This is a genomic window from Bradyrhizobium sp. CSA207 (assembly GCF_029051685.1).
Taxonomy (GTDB): domain Bacteria; phylum Pseudomonadota; class Alphaproteobacteria; order Rhizobiales; family Xanthobacteraceae; genus Bradyrhizobium.
In genome coordinates this window covers 108,571-129,645 of the sequence record NZ_JAACFT010000013.1, presented here as the reverse complement: position 1 = coordinate 129,645, position 21,075 = coordinate 108,571, and the positions used below count along the sequence as shown (strand labels likewise).

The 21,075-nt window shown below is 64.1% G+C and carries 20 protein-coding genes; 7 read left to right on the top strand and 13 right to left on the bottom strand.

From position 1 onward, the window contains the following. Window positions 1-64: 64 nt before the first annotated feature. Entirely contained in the window at window positions 65-706 is a 642-nt protein-coding gene (gene pdxH / locus GWG65_RS16680) for a pyridoxamine 5'-phosphate oxidase (protein ID WP_275196653.1), read from the top strand. A gap of 14 nt (window positions 707-720) precedes the next feature. Next, entirely contained in the window at window positions 721-1,473 is a 753-nt protein-coding gene (locus GWG65_RS16675; protein ID WP_247382976.1) for an SDR family oxidoreductase, read from the top strand. Window positions 1,474-1,568: 95 nt separating this feature from the next. Here the strand turns inward: GWG65_RS16675 and GWG65_RS16670 are convergent, their stop codons facing one another. Continuing rightward, window positions 1,569-1,787 (bottom strand): hypothetical protein, encoded by a 219-nt coding sequence (locus GWG65_RS16670; protein WP_148741630.1) that lies wholly within the window; start codon window positions 1,785-1,787, stop codon window positions 1,569-1,571. Between the two features lie 185 nt (window positions 1,788-1,972). After that, window positions 1,973-2,950 carry a magnesium transporter CorA family protein gene (locus GWG65_RS16665; RefSeq protein ID WP_275196652.1) on the bottom strand — a complete coding sequence of 326 codons (978 nt, stop codon included), beginning with the start codon at window positions 2,948-2,950 and terminating at the stop codon, window positions 1,973-1,975. Window positions 2,951-3,288: 338 nt separating this feature from the next. Between GWG65_RS16665 and GWG65_RS16660 the strand changes: the two genes are divergently transcribed. Beyond that, the gene (locus tag GWG65_RS16660; RefSeq protein WP_275196651.1) at window positions 3,289-3,969 is read left to right on the top strand and encodes a L,D-transpeptidase; all 681 of its coding nucleotides are present in this window, start codon (window positions 3,289-3,291) and stop codon (window positions 3,967-3,969) included. Between the two features lie 36 nt (window positions 3,970-4,005). Here GWG65_RS16660 and GWG65_RS16655 read toward each other — a convergent pair whose 3' ends face one another. Next, complete coding sequence (locus GWG65_RS16655; RefSeq protein WP_275196650.1) at window positions 4,006-5,133, bottom strand: extensin family protein; 1,128 nt, start codon at window positions 5,131-5,133, stop codon at window positions 4,006-4,008. Between the two features lie 64 nt (window positions 5,134-5,197). Here GWG65_RS16655 and GWG65_RS16650 point away from each other — a divergent pair, with 64 nt between their 5' ends. Then, window positions 5,198-6,826, top strand: coding sequence for a fatty-acid--CoA ligase (locus GWG65_RS16650; protein WP_275196649.1), 1,629 nt, complete (start codon window positions 5,198-5,200; stop codon window positions 6,824-6,826). Window positions 6,827-6,976: 150 nt separating this feature from the next. Continuing rightward, window positions 6,977-7,831 (top strand): DUF1499 domain-containing protein, encoded by an 855-nt coding sequence (locus tag GWG65_RS16645; RefSeq protein WP_275196648.1) that lies wholly within the window; start codon window positions 6,977-6,979, stop codon window positions 7,829-7,831. 137 nt (window positions 7,832-7,968) lie between these two features. Here the strand turns inward: GWG65_RS16645 and GWG65_RS16640 are convergent, their stop codons facing one another. From GWG65_RS16640 to GWG65_RS16625, 4 genes are all read right to left on the bottom strand, one after another. After that, complete coding sequence (locus GWG65_RS16640; RefSeq protein WP_275196647.1) at window positions 7,969-8,889, bottom strand: MBL fold metallo-hydrolase; 921 nt, start codon at window positions 8,887-8,889, stop codon at window positions 7,969-7,971. 185 nt (window positions 8,890-9,074) lie between these two features. Next, the gene (locus GWG65_RS16635; RefSeq protein ID WP_148741623.1) at window positions 9,075-10,289 is read right to left on the bottom strand and encodes an acyl-CoA dehydrogenase; all 1,215 of its coding nucleotides are present in this window, start codon (window positions 10,287-10,289) and stop codon (window positions 9,075-9,077) included. A 178-nt stretch (window positions 10,290-10,467) separates the two neighbouring features. Next, window positions 10,468-11,544: a 3,4-dihydroxy-2-butanone-4-phosphate synthase gene (gene ribB, locus GWG65_RS16630; protein WP_275196646.1), complete on the bottom strand. Its 1,077-nt coding sequence runs from the start codon at window positions 11,542-11,544 to the stop codon at window positions 10,468-10,470. A 175-nt stretch (window positions 11,545-11,719) separates the two neighbouring features. Continuing rightward, window positions 11,720-13,444 carry a cation:proton antiporter gene (locus GWG65_RS16625; RefSeq protein ID WP_275196645.1) on the bottom strand — a complete coding sequence of 575 codons (1,725 nt, stop codon included), beginning with the start codon at window positions 13,442-13,444 and terminating at the stop codon, window positions 11,720-11,722. Between the two features lie 67 nt (window positions 13,445-13,511). Between GWG65_RS16625 and GWG65_RS16620 the strand changes: the two genes are divergently transcribed. Together GWG65_RS16620 and GWG65_RS16615 are read left to right on the top strand one after the other, a co-directional pair. Beyond that, window positions 13,512-14,039 carry a DUF3124 domain-containing protein gene (locus GWG65_RS16620; protein ID WP_275196644.1) on the top strand — a complete coding sequence of 176 codons (528 nt, stop codon included), beginning with the start codon at window positions 13,512-13,514 and terminating at the stop codon, window positions 14,037-14,039. A gap of 52 nt (window positions 14,040-14,091) precedes the next feature. Continuing rightward, entirely contained in the window at window positions 14,092-15,327 is a 1,236-nt protein-coding gene (locus GWG65_RS16615) for a PLP-dependent aminotransferase family protein (protein ID WP_275196643.1), read from the top strand. Between the two features lie 10 nt (window positions 15,328-15,337). Here the strand turns inward: GWG65_RS16615 and hpaD are convergent, their stop codons facing one another. The 6 genes from hpaD to GWG65_RS16585 all read right to left on the bottom strand — a co-directional run bounded on the left by hpaD (window position 15,338) and on the right by GWG65_RS16585 (window position 20,992). Continuing rightward, window positions 15,338-16,183, bottom strand: coding sequence for a 3,4-dihydroxyphenylacetate 2,3-dioxygenase (gene hpaD / locus GWG65_RS16610; protein ID WP_275196642.1), 846 nt, complete (start codon window positions 16,181-16,183; stop codon window positions 15,338-15,340). Window positions 16,184-16,201: 18 nt separating this feature from the next. Then, window positions 16,202-16,474, bottom strand: a complete 273-nt coding sequence (locus tag GWG65_RS16605) for a helix-turn-helix domain-containing protein (protein WP_275196641.1) — start codon at window positions 16,472-16,474, stop codon at window positions 16,202-16,204. Window positions 16,475-16,635: 161 nt separating this feature from the next. Beyond that, window positions 16,636-17,454, bottom strand: coding sequence for an aldo/keto reductase (locus GWG65_RS16600; protein WP_275196640.1), 819 nt, complete (start codon window positions 17,452-17,454; stop codon window positions 16,636-16,638). A 314-nt stretch (window positions 17,455-17,768) separates the two neighbouring features. Then, on the bottom strand, window positions 17,769-19,343 hold the full coding sequence (locus tag GWG65_RS16595; RefSeq protein ID WP_275196639.1) for an alkaline phosphatase D family protein: 1,575 nt from the start codon (window positions 19,341-19,343) through the stop codon (window positions 17,769-17,771). Between the two features lie 119 nt (window positions 19,344-19,462). Further along, window positions 19,463-19,882, bottom strand: a complete 420-nt coding sequence (locus tag GWG65_RS16590) for a hypothetical protein (protein ID WP_275196638.1) — start codon at window positions 19,880-19,882, stop codon at window positions 19,463-19,465. Between the two features lie 108 nt (window positions 19,883-19,990). Then, on the bottom strand, window positions 19,991-20,992 hold the full coding sequence (locus GWG65_RS16585; protein ID WP_275196637.1) for a nitronate monooxygenase family protein: 1,002 nt from the start codon (window positions 20,990-20,992) through the stop codon (window positions 19,991-19,993). Window positions 20,993-21,075 lie beyond the last annotated feature (83 nt).

Sequence of the window (21,075 nt, the reverse complement as noted above, 5' to 3'; positions counted from 1 at the left end):
CTATATAGGGCGGTAGCGGACACCAACGCGTTTTGGACCTCAGGACGCAACTCGGACTCCAGACATGACCGACACGACTTCGATGAGACACCAGACACCCTTAACATCCGGTGATTTCACCGCCGCCGACGAGCCTTTTGCGCTGTTCGAGGCCTGGCTGAACGAGGCGATCAAGAGCGAGCCGAACGATCCGAACGCCATGGCGCTCGCGACCGTCGACGCCGACGGGCTGCCGGACGTGCGCATGGTGCTGATGAAAGGCTTCGATTCCGCGGGTTTCGTCTTCTACAGCCACATCGCCAGCCAGAAGGGCCGCGAGCTCGCCGCAAATCCTAAGGCCGCGTTACTTTTTCACTGGAAATCGCTGCGCCGTCAGGTTCGCATCCGCGGCAACGTGACGCCGGTGTCCGAGGCCGAGGCCGATGCCTATTTCGCCACCCGCCCCAAGCAGGCGCAGATCGGCGCCTGGGCGAGCAAGCAGTCGCAGCCGCTGGAAAGCCGCTTTGCCTTCGAGCAGGCTATCGCCAAGGTCGCCGCCAAGCACGTCATCGGCGAGGTGCCGCGACCGCCGGGCTGGAGCGGTTGGCGCGTCACGCCGTCGCGCATCGAGTTCTGGCACGACCGCCCATTCCGCCTGCACGACCGCATCGAATTTCGCCGTGACGCCGTCGGCCAGCCGTGGTCCAAGACGCGGATGTACCCCTGACCGGAAAGACTTCAATGCCGCAGCCCTCCAATGCGCCGCGCCGCACGCTGCTCCTGACCGGAGCGAGCCGCGGCATCGGCCACGCCACCGTGATCCGCTTCTCCTCGGCGGGCTGGCGCGTCATCACCTGCTCGCGGCATCCGTTCCCTGAGGATTGTCCGTGGGACGCAGGCCCCGAGGATCACATCCAGGTCGACCTCGGCAATCCCGCGGACACGACGCGCGCGATCTCGGACATTCGCAACCGCCTCGAGGGCGGCATGCTGCATGCGCTGGTCAACAACGCCGCGATCTCGCCGAAGGGACCGGGCGGCTCCAGGCTCGGTTCGGTCGACACCGATCTCGACACCTGGACGCACGTGTTTAACGTCAACTTCTTCGCGCCGATCATGATCGCGCGCGGACTGATCGAGGAATTGAAGACGGCCAAAGGCTCGGTGGTAAACGTCACCTCGATCGCGGGCTCGCGGGTGCATCCCTTCGCGGGTGCGGCCTATGCGACCTCCAAGGCCGCACTCGCATCGCTAACGCGCGAGATGGCGTCGGACTTCGGCCGCATCGGCGTGCGCGTCAACGCCATTGCGCCGGGCGAGATCGACACCTCCATCCTGTCGCCGGGCACGGAGAAGATCGTGGAGCAGCAGATCCCGATGCACCGGCTCGGCACGCCGGACGAGGTCGCCAAGATCATCTACGTGCTGTGCACGGAGACATCGTCCTACGTCAACGGCGCCGAGATCCACATCAACGGCGGCCAGCACGTGTAGGCTCGCTCGCCGTCGTTGGAAGCAGTGCTAGGGAAGCAAGGCGATCCAGACAAAGCCGCCGCAAGACCTGGATCGCCCGCCCTTCCTTCCGTTGCTCAATCGAGTCGAATCCGACGCGACCGTTCGCGCAGCCGGGGAGCTGCGGCGTTGAGTGCAGTCGAGCAGTCGTCGTCGTTCTCACCGTCGAGCAGCGGAGCACCACAGTGCCGACACATGCGTGCCGACATCGACGACGCCTTGCCGCTCGCCAGAACCTGACGATAGTTCGCCAGATCGATGACGTTGCGGGGCGACGTTATGTGTTTTTCAACCATGGCTGTTCCTCGCGGCTACGCACTGCTTATCGCAGACAAGTTTCGCGCAAACGTTCAGCCCACCGCTCAAATTTTACCGGAGGAATTGGGGCGGAGAGCACGTATCACCGCGCAGCCTCAATCCCGCTCTATTCTGCGACACCAACCGTCGTGTCTGTGCAAACGGCGAAAGGTCTCGGTAGCTATTACAACCACTTCTTCCACTTGAAGATCCAGTACGGGACGATCGCCGCGATCAGCATCAGCACCAGCGCCAGCGGATAGCCGTGCGTCCATTCGAGTTCCGGCATCATCTTGAAGTTCATGCCGTAGATTGAGGCGATCAGCGTCGGCGGCATCAGGACAACGGCCATGACCGAAAACAGCTTGATGATGTTGTTCTGCTCGAGATTGACGACGCCGAGCATGGCGTCGAGCACGAAGGTGATCTTGCTCGAGAGATAGGAGGCGTGGTCGGTCAGTGAGACCACGTCGCGCTGCATGGTCTTGAGCTGCTCGCGCATGTCCTTCGACCATTTCACGCCTTCTACCACAGCCGAGAGGAAGGCGACGACGCGGCCGATCGAGACCAGGCTCTCGCGAACCTTGGAGGTCAGATCGCCCTTGCGGCCGATCGAGATCAGGATCTGGGAATATTGCTTGGCGTGACCGTGACGTTCGCTCTCCGGCTCGAAGATGTCGTGCGAGACCTGGTCGATCTCGGCGCCACACCGCTCCAGAATGTCGGCGCAACGGTCGATCACCGCGTCCAGCAGCTCCATCAGCACCATCTCGCCGGCGATCCCCGGCGTACAGGAGCGGGCCAGCTTGGCCTCGACCAGCGCAAAGGGCTTGGGCTGATCGTAGCGCACCGTCACCAGGCGGTGGTCGCCGAGGATGAAGGTGACCGCCGTGGTCCGAGGCATGTCCGTGTCGGAGTGGCACATCAGCGTCGCCGTCATGTAGCGCGCGCCGCTCTCGATATAGAGGCGGCTGGAGATCTCGATCTCCTGCATGTCCTCCCGGGTCGGGATCGCGATGCCCGAGAGCCGCTCCACCGCCTTGTCCTCGGCCGCTGTCGGGTTGAACAGGTCGATCCACACCGCATGCTCCGGCACTGCCGTGAGATCGTCGATGACGGCCTTCTTGAGCGAGGACTCGGAGGGAACGAACACAGAAAACATGCACAACTCCAGCGGGGGCCTGCGACAGAGTGACAGCCCTTAGCGCGATTCTGACAAGTTCACGATGACAAGCACATTAACGGAGCGTTTGCATTTGTGGCCGCCCCGCGGCTCTACCGTGGCAGGACGGGACAGTTCGGCACGCTTTGGCCCGAAAACCGACGCCGAGGCTGCAAACTTGCGGCAAAAAAGCCACAGCTAGGGTCTCGCAGCGCGGGAAAAGGCCTTAAGAGCTGGAATTGTGGCAGATTTCAACGATAATGGGACTAACGGAGTCGAGGAACTCGGGCGCTACGCTCGGGATTTCCGCACGGTATTGTTTTGATTGGAACCAAACCATGTCGTCGCTGAAAGTTAAGTTAGTCATTTTGGCTGCCGGCCTGATGCTGTCGGGTTGCATGCAGGCCACGCATTTTGAAGCGACCGACACCAAAGCCTTCAAGCCGAAGGACAAGGAACTGCTTGCCAAGGTCCGGTACGAGAATACCCCGGTCGCGGAGCCGTTCCGCCGCGCCATCGTCGAATACCACCGCAAGGAAGCGCCGGGCTCGATCGTGGTCGATTCCGACAACCATTACCTCTACTACGTGATGGATGGCGGCAAGGCGATCCGCTACGGCATCACCGTCGGCGAAGAGGCCATGGCGTGGTCCGGTATCGCCAAGGTCGGCAGCATGACCGAGTGGCCGGCCTGGCACCCGACGCCGGGCGAGATTTCACGCCTGGGTGTGCCGACCTTCGTCGCGCCCGGTCCGGACAATCCGATGGGCTCGCGAGCGATGTATCTCTACTCGGGCGGCAAGGACACGCTGTTCCGCATCCACGGCACCAACCAGCCGGAATATATCGGCGCCTCGATCTCATCGGGCTGCATCCGCCTGACCAACGAAGACGCAATCGACCTCTACAACCGCGTCAAGGTCGGCACCATCGTCGTGGTGCTGGAGCCGAAGCACGGCGACTCGCCCTACAATTCGCGCCTCGCGCTTCAGGGCGGCGGTTCCAATTCTTCCTACTGAGTGGGCCCTGCCTGAGGCTTTTCAAAAGCGCCGGTTTCACCGGCGCTTTTTCGTTACCGGCTTACGCGGCGACTGGCCCTGGCCGGCATCCGCCGCCGGCTTATCGGCGGGCGCGGCACGCTTCGCCGTTTCCTCATCACCCCCATCCTTCGTTTCCGGCCTGGCCGCAACCTCACGCGGCGGAGCCTCTTCGGGCCGCTCCGCCGGCAGCAGCGGCGCCACCTGGGGCAAGGGATCCCAGACGTTCCACTGGCAGATCCGGTAGTCGTTGCGCCGCTGTGCCAGGTCGAGATGGATGTGATCCTCGTGATACCAGTCCGAGCCCGGGCCCAGCACGGTGGTGAAGCGGGAGCAGACCGAATGCAGGACGCGCTCGCGCACCTCGCGCGACATGGCCCGGTCGGTCAGGCCGATCGACTGGCCATTGGCGAGCTTGATGGCACGGACGTCGAGTGCATTGGCCTTGCCATGCTCGGACAGCATCGCGCCCGCGATGCGGTTACGGCCGCGGCACTCGAAGGAATCGAAATTATCGAGATCGGCGATGGTCGAACCGAGGCTTGTGGCCAGCGGCACCATGTCCGTGCGGACCCAATCGGCGATCGCGGAGGCCATGGTGCAGCGCAGGACCGCCGCCGGCTTGACCGGCACCTTGCGCCTGTCCGGCAGCACGATGGCTTCGAGCCGCACCAGATCCTCGCCGCCGCAGCCGCCGGCGCCGCGGATTTCCGGGATCGAGGGCGCGATCGCAATCTCCTCGGTCAGTGCGAGCCGGCAGGCCGAAGCCTGTTTCTCGGGCGGCGGCGCGGCCTCGACGGGCTTATCGGCACCGGATTTGTCGGCGGAAGGTTCGTCGGGGGAAGGCTTGTCAGGGGAAGGCTTGCCGTCGGCGGCCGGCACAGTCTTGTCTGGGCCCCTCTCCGGCCCTTTGGGCGCCTGCTCCGGGCGCGGCTTCGGTAGCGGAATTCGGGCCAAATGAACCGGCGCGCGTGGCCGTGGCGCACCAAGACCAAAGATATCGAGCGGTGCAGCATATTTTCGCGCGCTCACCGGCTCCGGCAGCATAAGCGACAGCCCGAGCCCGACGGTAACCATTGCCGCGCCAGCGGACATATAACCGCGACAAGACCATTTGCGGCGAAAGTCCGGCAGGCTAAAACTCATGACAATTCTTTGGCCCAGTGCTGAGAGCGATAACAAGTCCAGCCTTACTCGGAGGAACGTCTGAATGCTTGGTCTGATGCAAGATTGGCCCCTGCTCTGCCACCGGATCATCGAACACGCCGCCAGGATTCATGGCAAGCAGGAGGTCGTCACCCGCTCGGTCGAGGGACCGATCCACCGCACCACTTATGCCGAAATCCACCAGCGCGCGCTCAAGGTCTCGCAGATGCTGGAGCATGACGGCATCAAGCTCGGCGACCGCGTTGCGACGATCGCGTGGAACACCTGGCGCCATCTCGAGGTCTGGTACGGCATCATGGGCATCGGCGCCATCTGCCATACCGTCAATCCTCGCCTTTTCCCCGAGCAGATCGCCTGGATCATCAACCATGCGCAGGACCGCATCGTGATGACCGACATCACCTTCGTTCCCGTGCTGGAGAAGATCGCCGACAAGCTGCCGAGCGTGGAGCGCTACGTCGTGCTCACCGACAAGGCGCACATGCCGCAGACCACGCTGAAGAACGTGGTCGCCTACGAGGACTGGATCGCAGAGGCCGACGGCCAATTCAAATGGAAGGACTTTGACGAGAACACGGCGGCCGCGATGTGCTACACCTCCGGCACGACGGGCGATCCGAAGGGCGTGCTGTATTCGCATCGCTCCAACGTGCTGCACGCGCTGATGGCCAACAATGTCGACGCGCTCGGCACCAGTGCCTCCGAGACGATGCTGCCGGTGGTGCCGCTGTTCCACGCCAACAGCTGGGGCATCGCCTTCTCCGCGCCCTCGCAAGGCACCAAGCTGGTGATGCCCGGCGCCAAGCTCGACGGCGCCTCGGTCTATGAGCTGCTCTCGACCGAGAAGGTGACGCACACCGCGGGCGTGCCGACGGTGTGGCTGATGCTGCTCCAGCACATGGCCGCCAACAATCTCAAGCTGCCACATTTGAAGATGGTGATCTGCGGCGGCTCGGCGATGCCGCGCTCGATGATCAAGGCCTTCCTCGACATGGGCTCGAACGTCCGCCACGCCTGGGGCATGACCGAGATGAGCCCGATCGGCAGCGTCGCGGCGCTGAAGCCGCCGTTCACCGACGCCACCGGCGAGGCGCGGCTCGACGTGCTCCAGATGCAGGGCTACGCGCCGTTCGCCGTCGAGATGAAGATCACCGACGATGCCGGCAAGGAACTGCCCTGGGACGGCAAGACCTTCGGCCGTCTCAAGGTCTCCGGCCCCGCGGTCGCCAAGGCCTATTACCACCTCGACGCCGAGATCCTCGACGAGGACGGCTTCTTCGATACCGGCGACGTCGCGACCATCGACGAGGCCGGCTACATGCGGATCACCGACCGCTCCAAGGACGTGATCAAGTCCGGCGGCGAGTGGATCTCCTCGATCGACCTGGAGAACCTGGCGATCGGCCACCCGGCCGTGGCGGAAGCCGCCGTGATCGGCGTCTACCATCCCAAATGGGACGAACGCCCGCTCCTGATCGTGCAACTCAAGCAGGGCCAGCAGGCCACGCGCGAGGACATCCTGAAGTTCATGGACGGCAAGATCGCCAAATGGTGGATGCCCGACGACGTCGCTTTCGTCGACGGTATCCCGCATACGGCGACCGGCAAGATCCTGAAGACCGCGCTGCGCGACCAGTTCAAGGATTATCGCTTCCCGAACGCTGCGGCGTAGGTTTGGTGATCCACCCTCCCCTGGAGGCCCCCGGAGGGGGAGGGTGGACGACCCTTGAATTTGCTGCCGGGCCGTGGTCTCAACGGCGCATCCGGCAATTCCGCCATTTCGCACGGCGGCACCGCCCCAAAACCCCGGCAGAGCTTACCCATGGCCCGCAGGTTTTCCGCTCCCTATCAGTCGGAGCCCGTGTCCAGTCTCGCGAGCTGGGCGCGCAATCTGGCCGTGTTCGCGGTGGTGGCGGTGCTGGTCTCTATCGTCATCGTCCGCTTCGGCTTCCTGGAGATGAAGCCGGCGCTCGCGACCTTCCTCGGCGGCCTCGCGATCGCCGCGCTCTCCATCCTGTTCGGGCTCGCCGGCTTTGCCGCGATCTGGCAGAACGGCTCGCGCGGGATGGCGCGCATCCTGCTCGCCTTCCTGATCGACGGCGCGATCCTCGCTTATCCCGCCTATCTCGGCCTGCAATACCGCAAGTTGCCGGCGATCCACGACATCACCACCGATCCGATCGATCCACCGCGCTTCGATGCGCTGGCGCGCCTGCGCACCGGCGACGGCGCCAATCCGGCCGTCTATGCCGGCCTCTATTCGGCCGAACAGCAGCGTCATTTCTACCCTGATATCGAGCCGATCGAGCTCGAGATCTCGGTCGACCGCGCCTATGCAATCGCGCTCCAGCTCGTCAACAAGCGCAAATGGCTCGTGATCGACGAGCGCGCGCCGCAGCCGCCGCGCCGCATCGGCCGGATCGAGGCGGTGGCGCGCTCGCCGATCATGGGTTTCCGTGAGGACATCTCGATCCGGGTCGTGCCCGACGGCGACGATTCCCGCGTCGATATCCGCTCCGCCTCGCGCTATTTCGAGAGCGACCTCGGCAGCAACGCCGCCCGCGTCATAAAATTCATCGACGATCTCAACGCCGCCGCCGATGCCGATGCGCTGAAGCCGGTGAAGAAGACGCCAGTCGCGCCGCCCAAGGCGCCCGCGAAGACAGTGAAAAAGTAGGTCTCCGTCAATCCGGGGCGCGCGTTAGCGCGAGCTATGATGGGCAATTGCGCATCTGAGAATCCATTCATCCACGAACGCTGCGGCCCGATGGATTCCGGGCTCGATGCTTCGCATCGCCCCGGAATGACGAGAGGCTAGCTCGCCATCCGGTACGTCCCGCCGATCACTGGATCACCATCCGTCGCCACCACGCCGCGGGCGACGAGATCCTCCAGATGCGCCAGCACCGAATAACCGGCGGCCGTCGTCAGCCTCGGATCGATGCCGATATAGATCGCGCGCACCATGGTCGGAATGTCGGCCTCGCCCTTGGCGAGGCGATGCAGGATGGAGGCCTCGCGCGCCTTGCGGTGACGGATCAGGAACCGCACGAAGCGCGGGCCGTCCGGGATCTCGGGGCCATGGCCGGAGAAATACAGATCCTCCTCGCGCGCGGCGAGCCGATCCAGCGACTCCATGTAATCGATCATCGAGCCGTCGGGCGGGGCCACGATAGAGGTCGACCAGCCCATCACGTGGTCGCCGACGAAGTTGAACTTTCGCTCGGGCCAGGCGAACGCAAGGTGATTGGCGGTGTGACCGGGCGTCGCGACCGCTTCGAGCCGCCAGCCGGCGCCCTCGATGACGTCGCCATGGGCGACTCTGACATCGGGCACGAAATCGCGGTCGGTGCCGGATTCCGGATTGTGCTTTTCGCTCTCGAAGCGCGGACGCGAGGCGCGATGCGGCCCCTCGGCATAGACGGTCGCGCCCGTCGCTTGCTTGATACGGGCGGTGTTCGGCGAATGGTCGCGGTGGGTGTGGGTGACGAGGATATGCGTTACGGTCTCGCCGCGCACGGCATCGAGCAGTGCAGCCGCATGCGCCTCATCGGCCGGACCGGGATCGACGATTGCGACGTTGCCCTGACCGACGATGTAGCTCACCGTGCCGGTGAAGGTGAACGGGCTGGGATTGTTACAGAGCACGCGCCGCACGCCCGGGCGGACCTCCTCGACGATTCCGGCTTTGAGTGGAAAGTTGCGGTTGAACGGGACGTCGTCGTTGTCGGACATGGCTCTTCCTGTACGTACCGCCACGCTCTTCGTCATACCCCGCAAAGGCGGGGTATCCAGTACGCTGCGGCGCCCGAGGCGAAGGCGAGATCTTTGGGATACTGGATCGTCCGCACCGGTGCGCAATGCGCACAAGGCGGACGATGACAGCGGAGCAAATCAGCCAACACCGAACGCCGGGGCCTCTAGAAAAACGCCTGGATGCCCGTGATCGCACGTCCGAGGATCAGGGCGTGAACGTCGTGGGTGCCCTCGTAGGTGTTGACGGTCTCGAGGTTATGGACGTGGCGCATGACATGGTACTCGATCGAGATGCCGTTACCGCCGTGCATGTCGCGCGCGACGCGGGCGATATCGAGCGCCTTGCCGCAATTGTTGCGCTTGACGATCGAGATCATCTCGGGCGCGAACTTGCCCTCGTCCATCAGGCGGCCGACGCGCAATGAGGCCTGGAGGCCGAGTGCGATCTCGGTCTCCATGTCGGCGAGCTTCTTCTGCACCAGCTGGGTTGCGGCGAGCGGCTTGCCGAACTGCTTGCGGTCGAGCGTATACTGCCGGGCGCGGTGCATGCAGTCCTCGGCGGCGCCAAGCGCGCCCCAGGAGATGCCGTAGCGGGCGCGGTTGAGGCAGCCGAACGGACCCTTGAGGCCGGAGACGTTCGGCAGCAACGCACTCTCGGGGACCACGACGCCGTCCATCACGACCTCGCCGGTGATGGAGGCGCGAAGCGACAGCTTGCCGCCGATCTTCGGCGCGGAGAGGCCTTTCATGCCCTTCTCCAGCACGAAGCCGCGGATCTGGTTGTCGTGCTCGGCCGACTTGGCCCAAACCACAAACACGTCGGCGATCGGCGCGTTCGAGATCCACATCTTGGTACCAGTCAACCGATAGCCATCCGAGACCTTCTCTGCGCGGGTCTTCATCCCGGCCGGATCGGAGCCGGCGTCGGGCTCGGTCAGGCCGAAGCAGCCGACCCACTCGCCGCTGGCGAGCTTCGGCAGGTATTTCTTGCGCTGGTTCTCGTCGCCATAGGCGTAGATCGGATACATCACCAGCGAGGACTGCACCGAGTTCATCGAACGATAGCCGGAATCGACACGCTCGATCTCCCGCGCGACGAGGCCGTAGGCCACATAGCCTGCATTGGCGCAGCCATACTCCTCTGGCAGCGTGATGCCGATCAGGCCGAGTTCGCCCATCTCGTTGAAGATCTCGCGATCGGTCTTCTCTTCGAGATAGGCCTTGGCGACGCGCGGCAACAGCTTGTCCTGGGCGTAGGCGCGCGCGGTGTCGCGTACCATGCGCTCGTCTTCGGTGAGCTGCTCGTCGAGCAGGAACGGATCGTCCCACTGGAAAGAAGCCGCAGCCGGCTTGTCCTTGGCCTGGGGGCGCACGCTCATGAAACGTCCTTTCGCGTCTGTTCCGTCAATAATTGCCCGACAAATTAGAGCGCCGCGGCAACAAGTGCAAATGCATCCTGGTTTCGGTCATTCCGGGGCGAGCGCGAAACCCGACATCCTAGTCACTGCTACGCCGAGATCCCAGTCCGGAGCCGTGCGCCATCCCGAAATGACAGTATCAGGTATCGAGCTGCTCGTTAGCGACGATCTCGATACCGAAACCCGACAATCCCTTGTAGTCGTGCACAGACGAGGTGAGATGCCGGATCGAGGTGACGCCGAGATCGCGCAGGATCTGCGCGCCGACGCCGACTTCGCGCCACTGGCGGTTGCGGTCGGCCTCCATCGAGGTTTCATCCGGCAGCGGCGCCACGGGAACACCGGCCGCACCGTCGCGCAAGTAAACCAGCACACCACGGCCGGCCTTCTTGAAGTGCTCCAGCACGGCCGCCATGCGCTTGTGGCCGGTAAAGGTGTCCTTGACGATGTTCGGCTTGTGGAAGCGCGTCAGCACGTTCCTCCCGTCGCCGACGCCATTATAGACGAAGGCGACGTGCGCGATGGAATCGAACGGCGAGCGGTAGGCATAGCCCTGGAGCGGTCCGATCGGGCTCTCAGTGACGAACGTCGAGACCCGCTCGATCAGCTTCTCGCGCGCCTGGCGATAGGCGATCATGTCGGCAATCGTGACGTGCCTGAGCTTGTGCTGGGCGGCGAAGCGGGCGACCTGCTCGCCCTTCATCACGCTGCCGTCGTCGTTCATCAATTCGCTGATGACGCCGACCGGCGGCAGCCCCGACAGCTTGCAGAGATCGACCGCGGCCTCGGTATGGCCGGAGCGCAGCAGCACGCCGCCGTCCTTGGCGATCAGCGGGAAGATGTGGCCGGGCCGGGCGAAGTCGTTGGCCCCGGCATTGGGATTGGAGAGCGCGCGGCAACACGAGGCGCGCTCCTCCGCCGAGATGCCGGTGCCGCCGTCGGGCTTGTAGTCGACCGACACCGTGAACGCCGTGGTGTGGGCGGAATCGTTGTGGGCGACCATCGGATCGAGGCGAAGGCGGCGCGCGTCCTCGGTGGTGATGGGCGCGCAGACGATGCCGGAGGTGTGGCGGATGATAAACGCCATCTTCTCGGCGGTGCAGAGCGAGGCGGCGACGATCAGATCGCCCTCGCCCTCGCGGTCCTCGTCGTCGGTGACGACAACGAGCTCGCCCCCGGCGAAGGCCTGCAAGACTTCCTGAACGGTATCGGGCATTTCCCAATCTCTATCGGTTATGGCCGGAGGCTTAGCCGGACTTGGGGCCCGGCGCTAGTGTCCTGGACGCAACCACACATGCCCGGAGGCAGCCTTCGGGCAGGCATTCGAGCTTGCACCGAAGATACCAGCGATATAGGCGCCAATGGCTCGAGCGGAAGGCCAGCCGGAGCTCCTAGGGAAGCACCTCGCGCCGCTCGTTCAGCCGCACGTCGAGCTCGGCGCGCTTGTCGGCCAGGAGGCCGGCCTGGGCGGCTTCGATCACCGTGAACAGCTCATGGGCGTCGCTGAGCCGCGTCACGGTGACATAGTTGGCTCCGGCCTCGTAGAGCTCGCAGACATCGGAGAGAAGATCGGCGGTCGCCACGATCAGAGCGTTCGGATTGAGGCTCCGCACGTGGCGCACCAGCTTCTCGTTGCTGGCGCCCTTCAACAGTGCATCCGGCACGCTGAGGATAATCATCTCGGACTTGCCGACGCCAGCATGGAGGAGCGTGTCGACGTTGCTGATATCGCCATAGATCACGTGCAGGCCGCGCGAAAGCAGGGTCTGATACACATTGGGGTTGAAGTCGATCACCGTGATCTGCTCGAGCAGCAGCGGGTTCTGCCGCTCGATCTCGGCGAGCAGCGCGCTCGCCGCGCGGAAAAAACCGAGGATAACGATGCGGCGGGCCTCGCCATGGCCGCCCTCGTATCCCTCCTCGGCGTGGCCGTGGTCGAGATCGCGCAGGCCGATCCGCTTCAGGGGAGCGATCGCCCGGCGGATGATCTCGTCGCTGCGGGTCATCACGAAGGTCGAGAGCACGGCCAGCACTACGAAGGCGAAGGAGGCCGCATTCGCTGTCTCGGGTGCGATGTGGTGGTCGGCGACGCCGGTCTGGATCACCACCAGCGAGAACTCGGAGATCTGCGCCAGATTGATCGCCGGGAGCAGGCTGGCGCGCAGGCCCTGCTTCATCAGATAGAGCGGGGTGAAGGTGGTGACTGCGCGGCTCACCACCGTGAAGGCCGCGATCATCAGCGCGAGGCCGATGACGGAAAGACCCGGCACCGGAATGGTCATGCCGAGCGCGACGAAGAACAGCGTGATGAAGAAGTCGCGGAGCGTGGTGACCTTGGCCGTGACGTCGAGAGCATAAGGAAAGGTCGAAAGCGAGACGCCGGCGATCAGCGCGCCCATCTCGCGCGACAGCGAGAGCCGCTCGGCGGTCTCGGCGACGAGGAAGCACCAGGCCAGCGCGCCGAGCAGGATCAATTCGGGGCGGCGGGCGATCTGGTGAAACAGGCGCGGCAGCACATAGCGGCTGACCAGGAGCGCTGCCGCGACCAGCACCGCGACACGGCCGATCGAAAGCAGGATAACGCTGACTTGCAGGTTGGCAAGGCTCGGCTGCACCGCCAGAAACAGGATGGCGAAGATATCCTGGAGCACCAGAACGCCAAGCGTGACGCGGCCGGGCAGCGTGTCGAGCTCGCGCTTTTCGTAGAGCACCTTGACGATGATCACGGTGCTGGAGAGCGCGCAGGCGACGCAGAGATAGAGCGCATCAAAATGGCCGCCGCCGAGCGACAGGCCAATACCTGCGAAGAACAGGACGCCGAGCAGGCAGCCGCCGAGGAGCTGGCCGCCGGCCGCGAACAGGATCACCCTTCCCGCCCGCACGATTTTCTTCAGGTCGATCTCGAGACCGATCATGAACAGCATGAAGATCAGGCCGAGTTCGGAGATGACGCTGATCGATTCCTGCGACTTGACCCAGCCGGCGCCGAATGGACCAATGCAGAAGCCGGCGATAAGGTAGGCCAATATCAGCGGCTGCCGGGAGAAATGGGCGAGCAGGCCCAGCATCCAGGCGAACAGAATGCAGAGAGTGATGTCGCGAATGAGTTCGTGCATGCGAAATTGGTCCGTTTGGCCGCACCCTAGAGACAGGTTGCGGCGCGGCAAGCAAGCAATTCGTCACATGCGGATGAGGTTTGCCGCTGCAATGCTGCTATGCCCGCTCGCCTTTACCGGACCCGCAATCGCTCAATCCAAGGTCAATATCGAGCAAACCTTTGCCGATTCGCTCACGGCGCTTCCGAAGGATGAACTCGGTGTTTCCGGCGGCTTCTACGTGCCGGCCTATTCCAGCGTCGCGATGAGCCAGGGCAAGCTGCGCGTCGACTTCTCGGTGACGCTGAGCGTGCACAACGCCTCCGAGACCCAGCCGCTGGTCGTCAGACGCATCGCCTATTTCGACACTGCAGGCAGGCAGGTCGAGAGCTACCTGAAAGCGCCGGTGGCGCTGAAGCCGCTCGCCACTGTCTCGGTCTTCATTCCGACCGACGACGTGCGCGGCGGGACCGGGGCTAATTTCATCGTCGACTGGGCTGCCACGGGCGAGATCGCCGAACCGGCGGTCGAAGCCTTGATGGTTGGCGGTGTCGCCAATGCGCATTACGCTTTCATCAGCCAGGGACGTCCGACCCGGACGGCCGGCAAGAAGTAAGGCAGGCCGGGGCAACGCCGGCCGCTCAATAAGAACAGAACGAGGAACGCCCATGACGTCCAGCTTCGACTTCGCGCCCCTGTTTCCAGCGGGGTTGCCAGCCCCGACTGCGCGCTGGAACGGCCTCGCCAAATACAGTTTTGTCGGGGGCAACAACGATTCCGAGCAGCTCCCGCTCGACGAGCTGGTCGAGGCTGCCAATACGGTGATGCGGCGCGAGGGCCGAAACCTCGCGACTTACGGACTGGCACACGGGCCCCAGGGCTATCTGCCCTTGCGCGAATTCCTGTTGACGAAACTCAAGCGCGATGCCGGCATCAGCTGCACGGTCGACGATCTCCTGATCGTCTCCGGCTCGTTGCAGGCGCTCGACCTCGTCAACCACACGCTGCTGGCGCGTGGCGACACCGTGATTGTCGAGCAGGACAGCTATCAGGGCTCGCTGAACCGCCTAACGCGGCTCGGCGTCAACGTGGTCGGCATTCCCCTCGACGCGGACGGCATGCGAATGGATCTGTTGGCCGCGACGCTGACTGACCTGAAGAACCGCAGCGTCCGGCCAAAATACATCTACAGCATCCCGACGGTTCAGAACCCGACCGGCAGCATCATGCCGGAAAGCCGGCGCGCCGAACTGTTGCGGTTGTCGGCCGACTATGGCGTGCCGATCTTCGAGGATGATTGCTATGCCGACCTCGTATGGTCGGGACACCGTCCGCCGGCGATCCATGCGATGAGCCCGAACGGCGGCGTAATCCATATCGGGTCGTTCTCCAAATCGATCGCACCGGCGCTCCGCGTCGGCTTCATCGTGGCGCCCTGGGATGTGATGTCGCGCATGCTGTCCCTGAAGACGGATGCCGGCTCCGGCGCGCTGGAGCAGATGGTGCTGGCCGAATATTGCAAGCCGCATTTCTCGACCCACGTGCCGGCACTGACGAAGGCGCTACGCACCAAGCTCGATACGCTGATGGAGGCCTTGAACGAGCAGTTCGGGACTGCCGCCGAGTTCGAGGAGCCAAAGGGCGGCATCTTCCTCTGGGTGAAGCTGCCCGACCAGGTCGATACGCTCAAGCTGTACCAGGCCGCGCTTGCCGCTGGCGTCTCGATCAATCCGGGGCCGGAATGGTCGACCAACAAGAAGCATTCCAGCTCACGGCTCAGGCTGTGCTTTGCGAGCCCGACGCATCAGCAAATCCGCGAGGGGGTCGCCGTGCTGGCCGAAGTCTGTCGCAGGGAGTTCGCCGTGCCGGCCCGCAGCGCCAACGTGGAGAAGGCGCGGGCCTGAAGACTATGCCTCACGCCTCGACGTGAAACTCCACGTTCACTTGGCCGCTGCCAGATGACGGAAAGTACTCGCAGAGCTGCTCGGCTCTACCGCCGTACTCGTACCAGCCAAGCGCGGCGAACAGCATGATGCTGTCAGCCATACCACCTTCGCCATTGCACTTGGTGGCATAGTCCGGAAGCATATCGAGGAATTCGCGGTAGCGGCGACTTTGCCAAAGCTCAAGCACGCGCAGATCGACCTGGCGGTTGAACTCGCTGGCAATCGACGTCCACGCCTCCGGCCCCAGCCTCTTGTTGGGCCAGAGCCGATGCGAGAGCGACCCGCTGGCGAGGATTGCGACCCGTTCGCCGGATTTTTCGATGGCACGGCGCGTCGCTTCGCCGAGGATCCGGCTTTCGTCGAGAGACGTGAACAGCGGCGAGGCGACCGAGACCACCTTCGCGAAGCCATCCGGGTTCATGTAGTGCATCGGCACGATGGTGCCGTATTCAAGCCCGAGGCTTGCCACCTGGTGCGCGATGACATTGAGGCCTGCATCGCCGGCGATTGCCTTGGCGAGCTGCGTGTCGCCCGGCAGGTCATAGCGCAGATCCTGCATCATCTGCGGCGCCTCGTGGCTCGTGAACGAGCCGCGATGCCGCGCATTGGCGTTGATGTGATAGCCGAAATTGGAGAGCCAATGGGTGTCGAACACCACGAAGCTGGTGACGCCACGCTGTTTCGCCCGCCGCCCAAGCTCGCGCAGCGATAGGACCGCCGCTTCGCGCGCGGCGCGCAAGGGGCTGCCTGGCTGCTCCGACAACATCAGTGATGGAACATGGGTGACCTTGGCTGCCAGTACGAGCTGCCCCATCGCGGTCACCTCAAAGCGTCAGGCGGCCTGCCGCTGGCTACGGTGGATCGCGGAGGCGAGCCGCAGCAGCAGCACGATCGAGACGTTGCCCTTGCCCGCCTCGATCTGGGCGATGTAGCGCTCCGAAATTCCGGACCGGCGGGCGAGCTCCCGGCGCGACAGCTCGCAGCGCATGCGCGAGGACCGCAGCCGGTCGCCGAGCTCCGCCAGAAACGCGGTCTCGGAATAAGGCGGCACGGCGCAGCTCCCCGGCAGCACCTCGCCGGCGAAATCCATCACTTCGTTCAGCATTGGCCCATCCAATTTCGCCTTCGGGAGGCCCATCCTATCCGGGAAACGACCGGTCTCATTGATGCGGATCAAATTCGCGCGCGATTGGCGCCTGCCGTGGACGCAACATGGAAATGGCCCCTCACAGGGCCATTTCTTTGCGCTGACGAAACGCGTTTTGGTCAGTCCCACGCCGGCGCGAAGACCGGATTGACGCAGCGCCTGTCCTTCGGCAGCGCCGCGATCTTGTTGCGGTCGGCCTCGTCGAGCGTGATCTTCAGCGCATCGAGATTGGCCTTTTGGCTTTCGCGGCGTGACGCCTTCGGGATCGCGGCAACGCCGTTCTGGTCGAGCAGCCATTTCAGCGCGATCTGCGCGGCGGTCACATCGTGCTTGGCGCCGATCTCGCCCAGCACCGGATCCGACGCGACGCGGCCCTGTGCCAGCGGGCAATAGGCGACCAGCGGGATGGACTTGGCGGCGAGATAGGCCGAAACCTTCGATTGGTCGAGCATGGCGTGATATTCGATCTGGTTGCAGGCGATCGGCGCCTTGATGTCGTCGACCACGATTTTGAGCAACTCCGTGGTGAAATTGGCAACGCCGATCGCCCGCGTACGGCCCTCCTCCTTCAGCTTCATCAGGGTCTCGAACACCGCGCCCCAGTTCGCGGCTTTTGACGGCCAGTGCACGAGATAGAGGTCGACATGATCGAGCCTGAGCTTGTTCAGGCTAGCATCGAAGGCACGGCGGATCGCGTCCGGCACCAAATTTTCGTGCCAGACTTTTGTCGTGACATGCAGCTCGCCTCGCGGCACGCCGGCTGAGGCAAGCGCGGCACCGATCGCCTCCTCGTTGGCGTACATCTCGGCAGTGTCGATGTGGCGATAGCCGAGCGACAGCGCGCTCTCCACCGCAGCGCGGCAGGCATCGCTCTGCATGCGAAAGGTACCGAGGCCGAGCTTGGGCATGCTGATGCCCTGTGTCTTCAGATTGTCCATGAGGTCAACTCCTGACGAATTCCAGCCCGCCCGGTGCGGGGCAGCGAGAATAGACTCTACGGTGATGGAAAAGAGGTGGCGGGAATGGGCTACTATAGCGCGAGAGGTGCGAGGCGGCCAATCAAGATCGGGTTAGGTACGATCAGGTTTGATTGTCGCCACAAGCGAGGTGGGCCCCCTCTCCCGCTTGCGGGAGAGGGCTGGGGAGAGGGTGCATCCGCAACGGGGCAATCCCCCAGCGGAGAAAGCCCTCACCCGGCGCTTCGCGCCGACCTCTCCCGCAAGCGGGAGAGGTTGAACGAGCCAGCCGCACCTCACGAATGCTGCGCCACCACAGCCGGGCGGACCTGCGGCTGCGGCACGATCTCGACCGACCAGAGATCGCGGTTGTCGACATCCTTCAGGGTCACCGTCATGACACGGCTGGCGCCGTCGATGTCGACCTTGCCGAAGAACTGCAAGCCGAAGCACGGCGCGAGGTTCTCGCCCTGCGCTTCACTGCATCCGTTCTGATACATCGCGACCGGACCGAAGGTGTCGTCGAGCTCGCCCGGCCCCCAGGTGCCGGCATGCAGCGGGCCGGAGACGAACTCCCAGAACGGATCGAAATCCTGGAATTGAGCTTTGTTCGGATCGTAATAGTGCGCGGCAGTGTAGTGCATGTCAGCCGTGAGCCAGACGACGTTGCGGATGCCTGCGCGCTTGATCGATGCCAGCAGATCCGCGATCTCATGCTCGCGCCGGTCGGGCGCCCCGTCGCCGAGCGCTACCGCATCGAGACTGATCAGGCCGATCGGCAAATCGGCCGCGATCACCTTCCAGGTCGCGCGCGAGGCGGCGAGCTCGCGCTTCAGCCAGACCAGTTGTTCGGCGCCCAAAATCCAGCCGCGATGGTCGTCGCCCTTGTTCCAGCTGTCATCGCGAAAGCTGCGCATGTCGATCATGAAGACGTCGAGCAGCGGGCCGTAACCGATCTTGCGATAGACCCGGCCCTGCCGCGCGCCGATGTCGCGGATCGGCATGAAGTCGAAGAAGGCGCGGCGGGCGCTCGCGACCAGACGCGGCGTGCCGTCGTCCTCAAACCCGGCGTCGTCGTAGCTGCCGGCAGGCGACCAATCGTTGGTGACCTCGTGATCGTCCCACTGCGCGAACATCGGCACTTGCGCGTGGAAGGCGCGGAAATTCTCATCGAGATGGTTGTATTTGTAGTTGCCGCGGAATTGCGCCAGCGTGTGCGCGACTTTCGATTTTTCCTCGGTCACGACATTGCGCCACGTCTCGCCGTTCGGGAGCTTCTGTTCGGCGGGAATCGTGCAATCGGCGTAAATGTGATCGCCGGAGTGGATGAAAAAATCAGGACGGTTGTCGAGCATGGTGCGATAGCTGCGATAGCCGCCGCGCGAAACGTCGATGCCCCAGCCCTGCCCCGCGGTGTCGCCGGACCAGACGAAAGAGATCGATTGTCCTGCGGCCGGCGCAGTGCGGAAATGGCCGACGCGGCTTTCGCCGGCGATGCCGGTCGCGATGTCGTCGAACCGCACGCGATAGAAGATATCCTGGCCGGCCGGTAGATCGTTCAATAGCAGTTTTGAGGCGAAGTCGGCCTCCGGCGTCGCATCACCCGACGCTGACGCGATGATTGTCTTGAAGCTTTCGACGCTCGCGCACTCCACCTGCATCCGCGCGGCCCGGTCGGCGCGGGCCCAGACGACTGCAGAGCCATCAGAGACGTCCCCGGACTGGATGCCGCCCGCGATCTGCGGGCGGTCGGCGGCGCGGCTGATGGACGGGCTTGCGAGCGTGCCCAGCGAGGCGACGGCGAGGCTGGAGGTGGAGCGCACCAAAAACTGCCGCCGGGTCCATGCGCGCTGCGCGCGGAGCGTTGCCATTCAGGAGACCTTCGTCGAATCGTGACGGAAGGTGCCTGCGCTCCTTGACTCCCAGCTTACGGTTTTTTGACTCCACGCCTACGGTTTTGCGACGCGTAGATGACGCGTCAGGCAGGCGCTCAGCGCTGCCAGTTGCAGATGCCGCCGGACCGGCAGGGCCAGGTTTGGATGCGGGTATCCCTTGCCTGTGCATTCAGCGGATTGCCGTGGCGACGTGCGAGCCTGGTGCGGGCCGCACCGCGCGGCTGCGAGGGCTTGGCGTGCGCGACCTTCGGCTCCGGTACATGCACGCGTTCGGCGACAACCTTCTTCGGCACATCCATCGGTTCGATGCGCGCTTGCGCGTCATTGCCGCCGCGCGCTTCGAGGGGGACAGGCGCAAACCGCGTCTCGGGCCCGAGCCGCTTCGGCGATAGCACGGCCTTGGAGAGATCAAGACCGAGATATTCGTCAGGCTTGTAGTCGTCGGCGCGCGCGACGCCGCCCGCTGCGAGCACGAGGGCAACGGCAACAGCAAAATGAACGCTCTTCAGGACCACGGACGCCTCCTGAAATTGATTATGAAAGAGGTAATTTACCCCTATTTAGGAGGCGCCGCGCGCAATTCCAGCGGGCAAGTGCCGCCGTGGTTAAGAAGATTGGCGGTGTCAGGCGACCTTTCGCGCCGCACCCGTCCCGTCCAAGAACCCCATCAGGCGACTGCGGATGAGGGTTTCGGCCTCACCCATGATGCGATCGACGAGTTCCTTGCACGATGGGATGTCGTGGATCAGGCCCGCGACCATGCCACAGCTCCAGGCCCCGGCATCCATCTGCCCTTCCAGCATGATTTTGGGATAGACGCCGGCGACCTGGTCATGGATGTCATCGATCGTGAGCTTGGCGCCCTTTTCGCGCTCGATATCGAGCAGACGGTCGACATTGGCGTTCTTGAGCACACGCTCGGTGTTGCGCAAGCTGCGCATGATCAGCCTTGTATCGAGCTCAGTCGCCGCGACCAGCGCGTTCTTCACGTTCTGATGCACCGGCGCTTCCTTGGTGGCGATGAAGCGCGTGCCCATGTTCATGCCGGCCGCGCCCAGCGACAGCGCCGCGACGAGGCTGCGCCCGTCGGCCATGCCGCCGGAGGCGACGAACGGGATCTTCAATTCCTCCGCCGCGCGCGGCAGCAGGATCATGTTGGGAATGTCGTCCTCGCCGGGATGACCGCCGCACTCGAAACCATCGACGCTGACGGCGTCGCACCCGATCCGCTCGGCCTTCAGCGAATGGCGCACCGAGGTGCATTTGTGGATCACCTTGATGCCTGCCGCCTTCAGGGCCGGCATATAAGCTTCCGGGCTGCGGCCCGCGGTTTCCACGGCCTTGACGCCACCTTCGACGATGGCCGCGATGTATTCCGGATAGGGCGGCGCGGAGAAGGCCGGCAGGAAGGTGAGGTTCACGCCGAACGGCTTGTCGGTCATGTCGCGGCAGCGCGCGATCTCCTTGGCCAGCAGCTCCGGCGTCCTCTGCGTGAGCCCGGTAATGATGCCAAGCCCGCCGGCATTGGAGACTGCGGCGGCCAGCTCGGCAAAGCCGACGAAATGCATGCCGCCCTGGATGATGGGGTGCTCGATGCCGAACAGTTCGGTGATCGCGGTCTTCACGTAGTGCCCTCCCGGAGCTTTGGTTCGCGTTGGGATCAGTCTAGCCAGACTTTTGCGCCGCGGTCACCACCTCTCTCGGAACG

What these genes read in the sequence shown, in the direction of transcription:
- pdxH (WP_275196653.1), top strand. Translation starts at nt 65, where the DNA reads ATGACCGACACGACTTCGATGAGACACCAGACACCCTTAACATCCGGT.
- GWG65_RS16675 (WP_247382976.1), top strand. Translation starts at nt 721, where the DNA reads ATGCCGCAGCCCTCCAATGCGCCGCGCCGCACGCTGCTCCTGACCGGA.
- GWG65_RS16670 (WP_148741630.1), bottom strand. Translation starts at nt 1,787, where the DNA reads ATGGTTGAAAAACACATAACGTCGCCCCGCAACGTCATCGATCTGGCG.
- GWG65_RS16665 (WP_275196652.1), bottom strand. Translation starts at nt 2,950, where the DNA reads ATGTTTTCTGTGTTCGTTCCCTCCGAGTCCTCGCTCAAGAAGGCCGTC.
- GWG65_RS16660 (WP_275196651.1), top strand. Translation starts at nt 3,289, where the DNA reads ATGTCGTCGCTGAAAGTTAAGTTAGTCATTTTGGCTGCCGGCCTGATG.
- GWG65_RS16655 (WP_275196650.1), bottom strand. Translation starts at nt 5,133, where the DNA reads ATGAGTTTTAGCCTGCCGGACTTTCGCCGCAAATGGTCTTGTCGCGGT.
- GWG65_RS16650 (WP_275196649.1), top strand. Translation starts at nt 5,198, where the DNA reads ATGCTTGGTCTGATGCAAGATTGGCCCCTGCTCTGCCACCGGATCATC.
- GWG65_RS16645 (WP_275196648.1), top strand. Translation starts at nt 6,977, where the DNA reads ATGGCCCGCAGGTTTTCCGCTCCCTATCAGTCGGAGCCCGTGTCCAGT.
- GWG65_RS16640 (WP_275196647.1), bottom strand. Translation starts at nt 8,889, where the DNA reads ATGTCCGACAACGACGACGTCCCGTTCAACCGCAACTTTCCACTCAAA.
- GWG65_RS16635 (WP_148741623.1), bottom strand. Translation starts at nt 10,289, where the DNA reads ATGAGCGTGCGCCCCCAGGCCAAGGACAAGCCGGCTGCGGCTTCTTTC.
- ribB (WP_275196646.1), bottom strand. Translation starts at nt 11,544, where the DNA reads ATGCCCGATACCGTTCAGGAAGTCTTGCAGGCCTTCGCCGGGGGCGAG.
- GWG65_RS16625 (WP_275196645.1), bottom strand. Translation starts at nt 13,444, where the DNA reads ATGCACGAACTCATTCGCGACATCACTCTCTGCATTCTGTTCGCCTGG.
- GWG65_RS16620 (WP_275196644.1), top strand. Translation starts at nt 13,512, where the DNA reads ATGCGGATGAGGTTTGCCGCTGCAATGCTGCTATGCCCGCTCGCCTTT.
- GWG65_RS16615 (WP_275196643.1), top strand. Translation starts at nt 14,092, where the DNA reads ATGACGTCCAGCTTCGACTTCGCGCCCCTGTTTCCAGCGGGGTTGCCA.
- hpaD (WP_275196642.1), bottom strand. Translation starts at nt 16,183, where the DNA reads ATGGGGCAGCTCGTACTGGCAGCCAAGGTCACCCATGTTCCATCACTG.
- GWG65_RS16605 (WP_275196641.1), bottom strand. Translation starts at nt 16,474, where the DNA reads ATGCTGAACGAAGTGATGGATTTCGCCGGCGAGGTGCTGCCGGGGAGC.
- GWG65_RS16600 (WP_275196640.1), bottom strand. Translation starts at nt 17,454, where the DNA reads ATGGACAATCTGAAGACACAGGGCATCAGCATGCCCAAGCTCGGCCTC.
- GWG65_RS16595 (WP_275196639.1), bottom strand. Translation starts at nt 19,343, where the DNA reads ATGGCAACGCTCCGCGCGCAGCGCGCATGGACCCGGCGGCAGTTTTTG.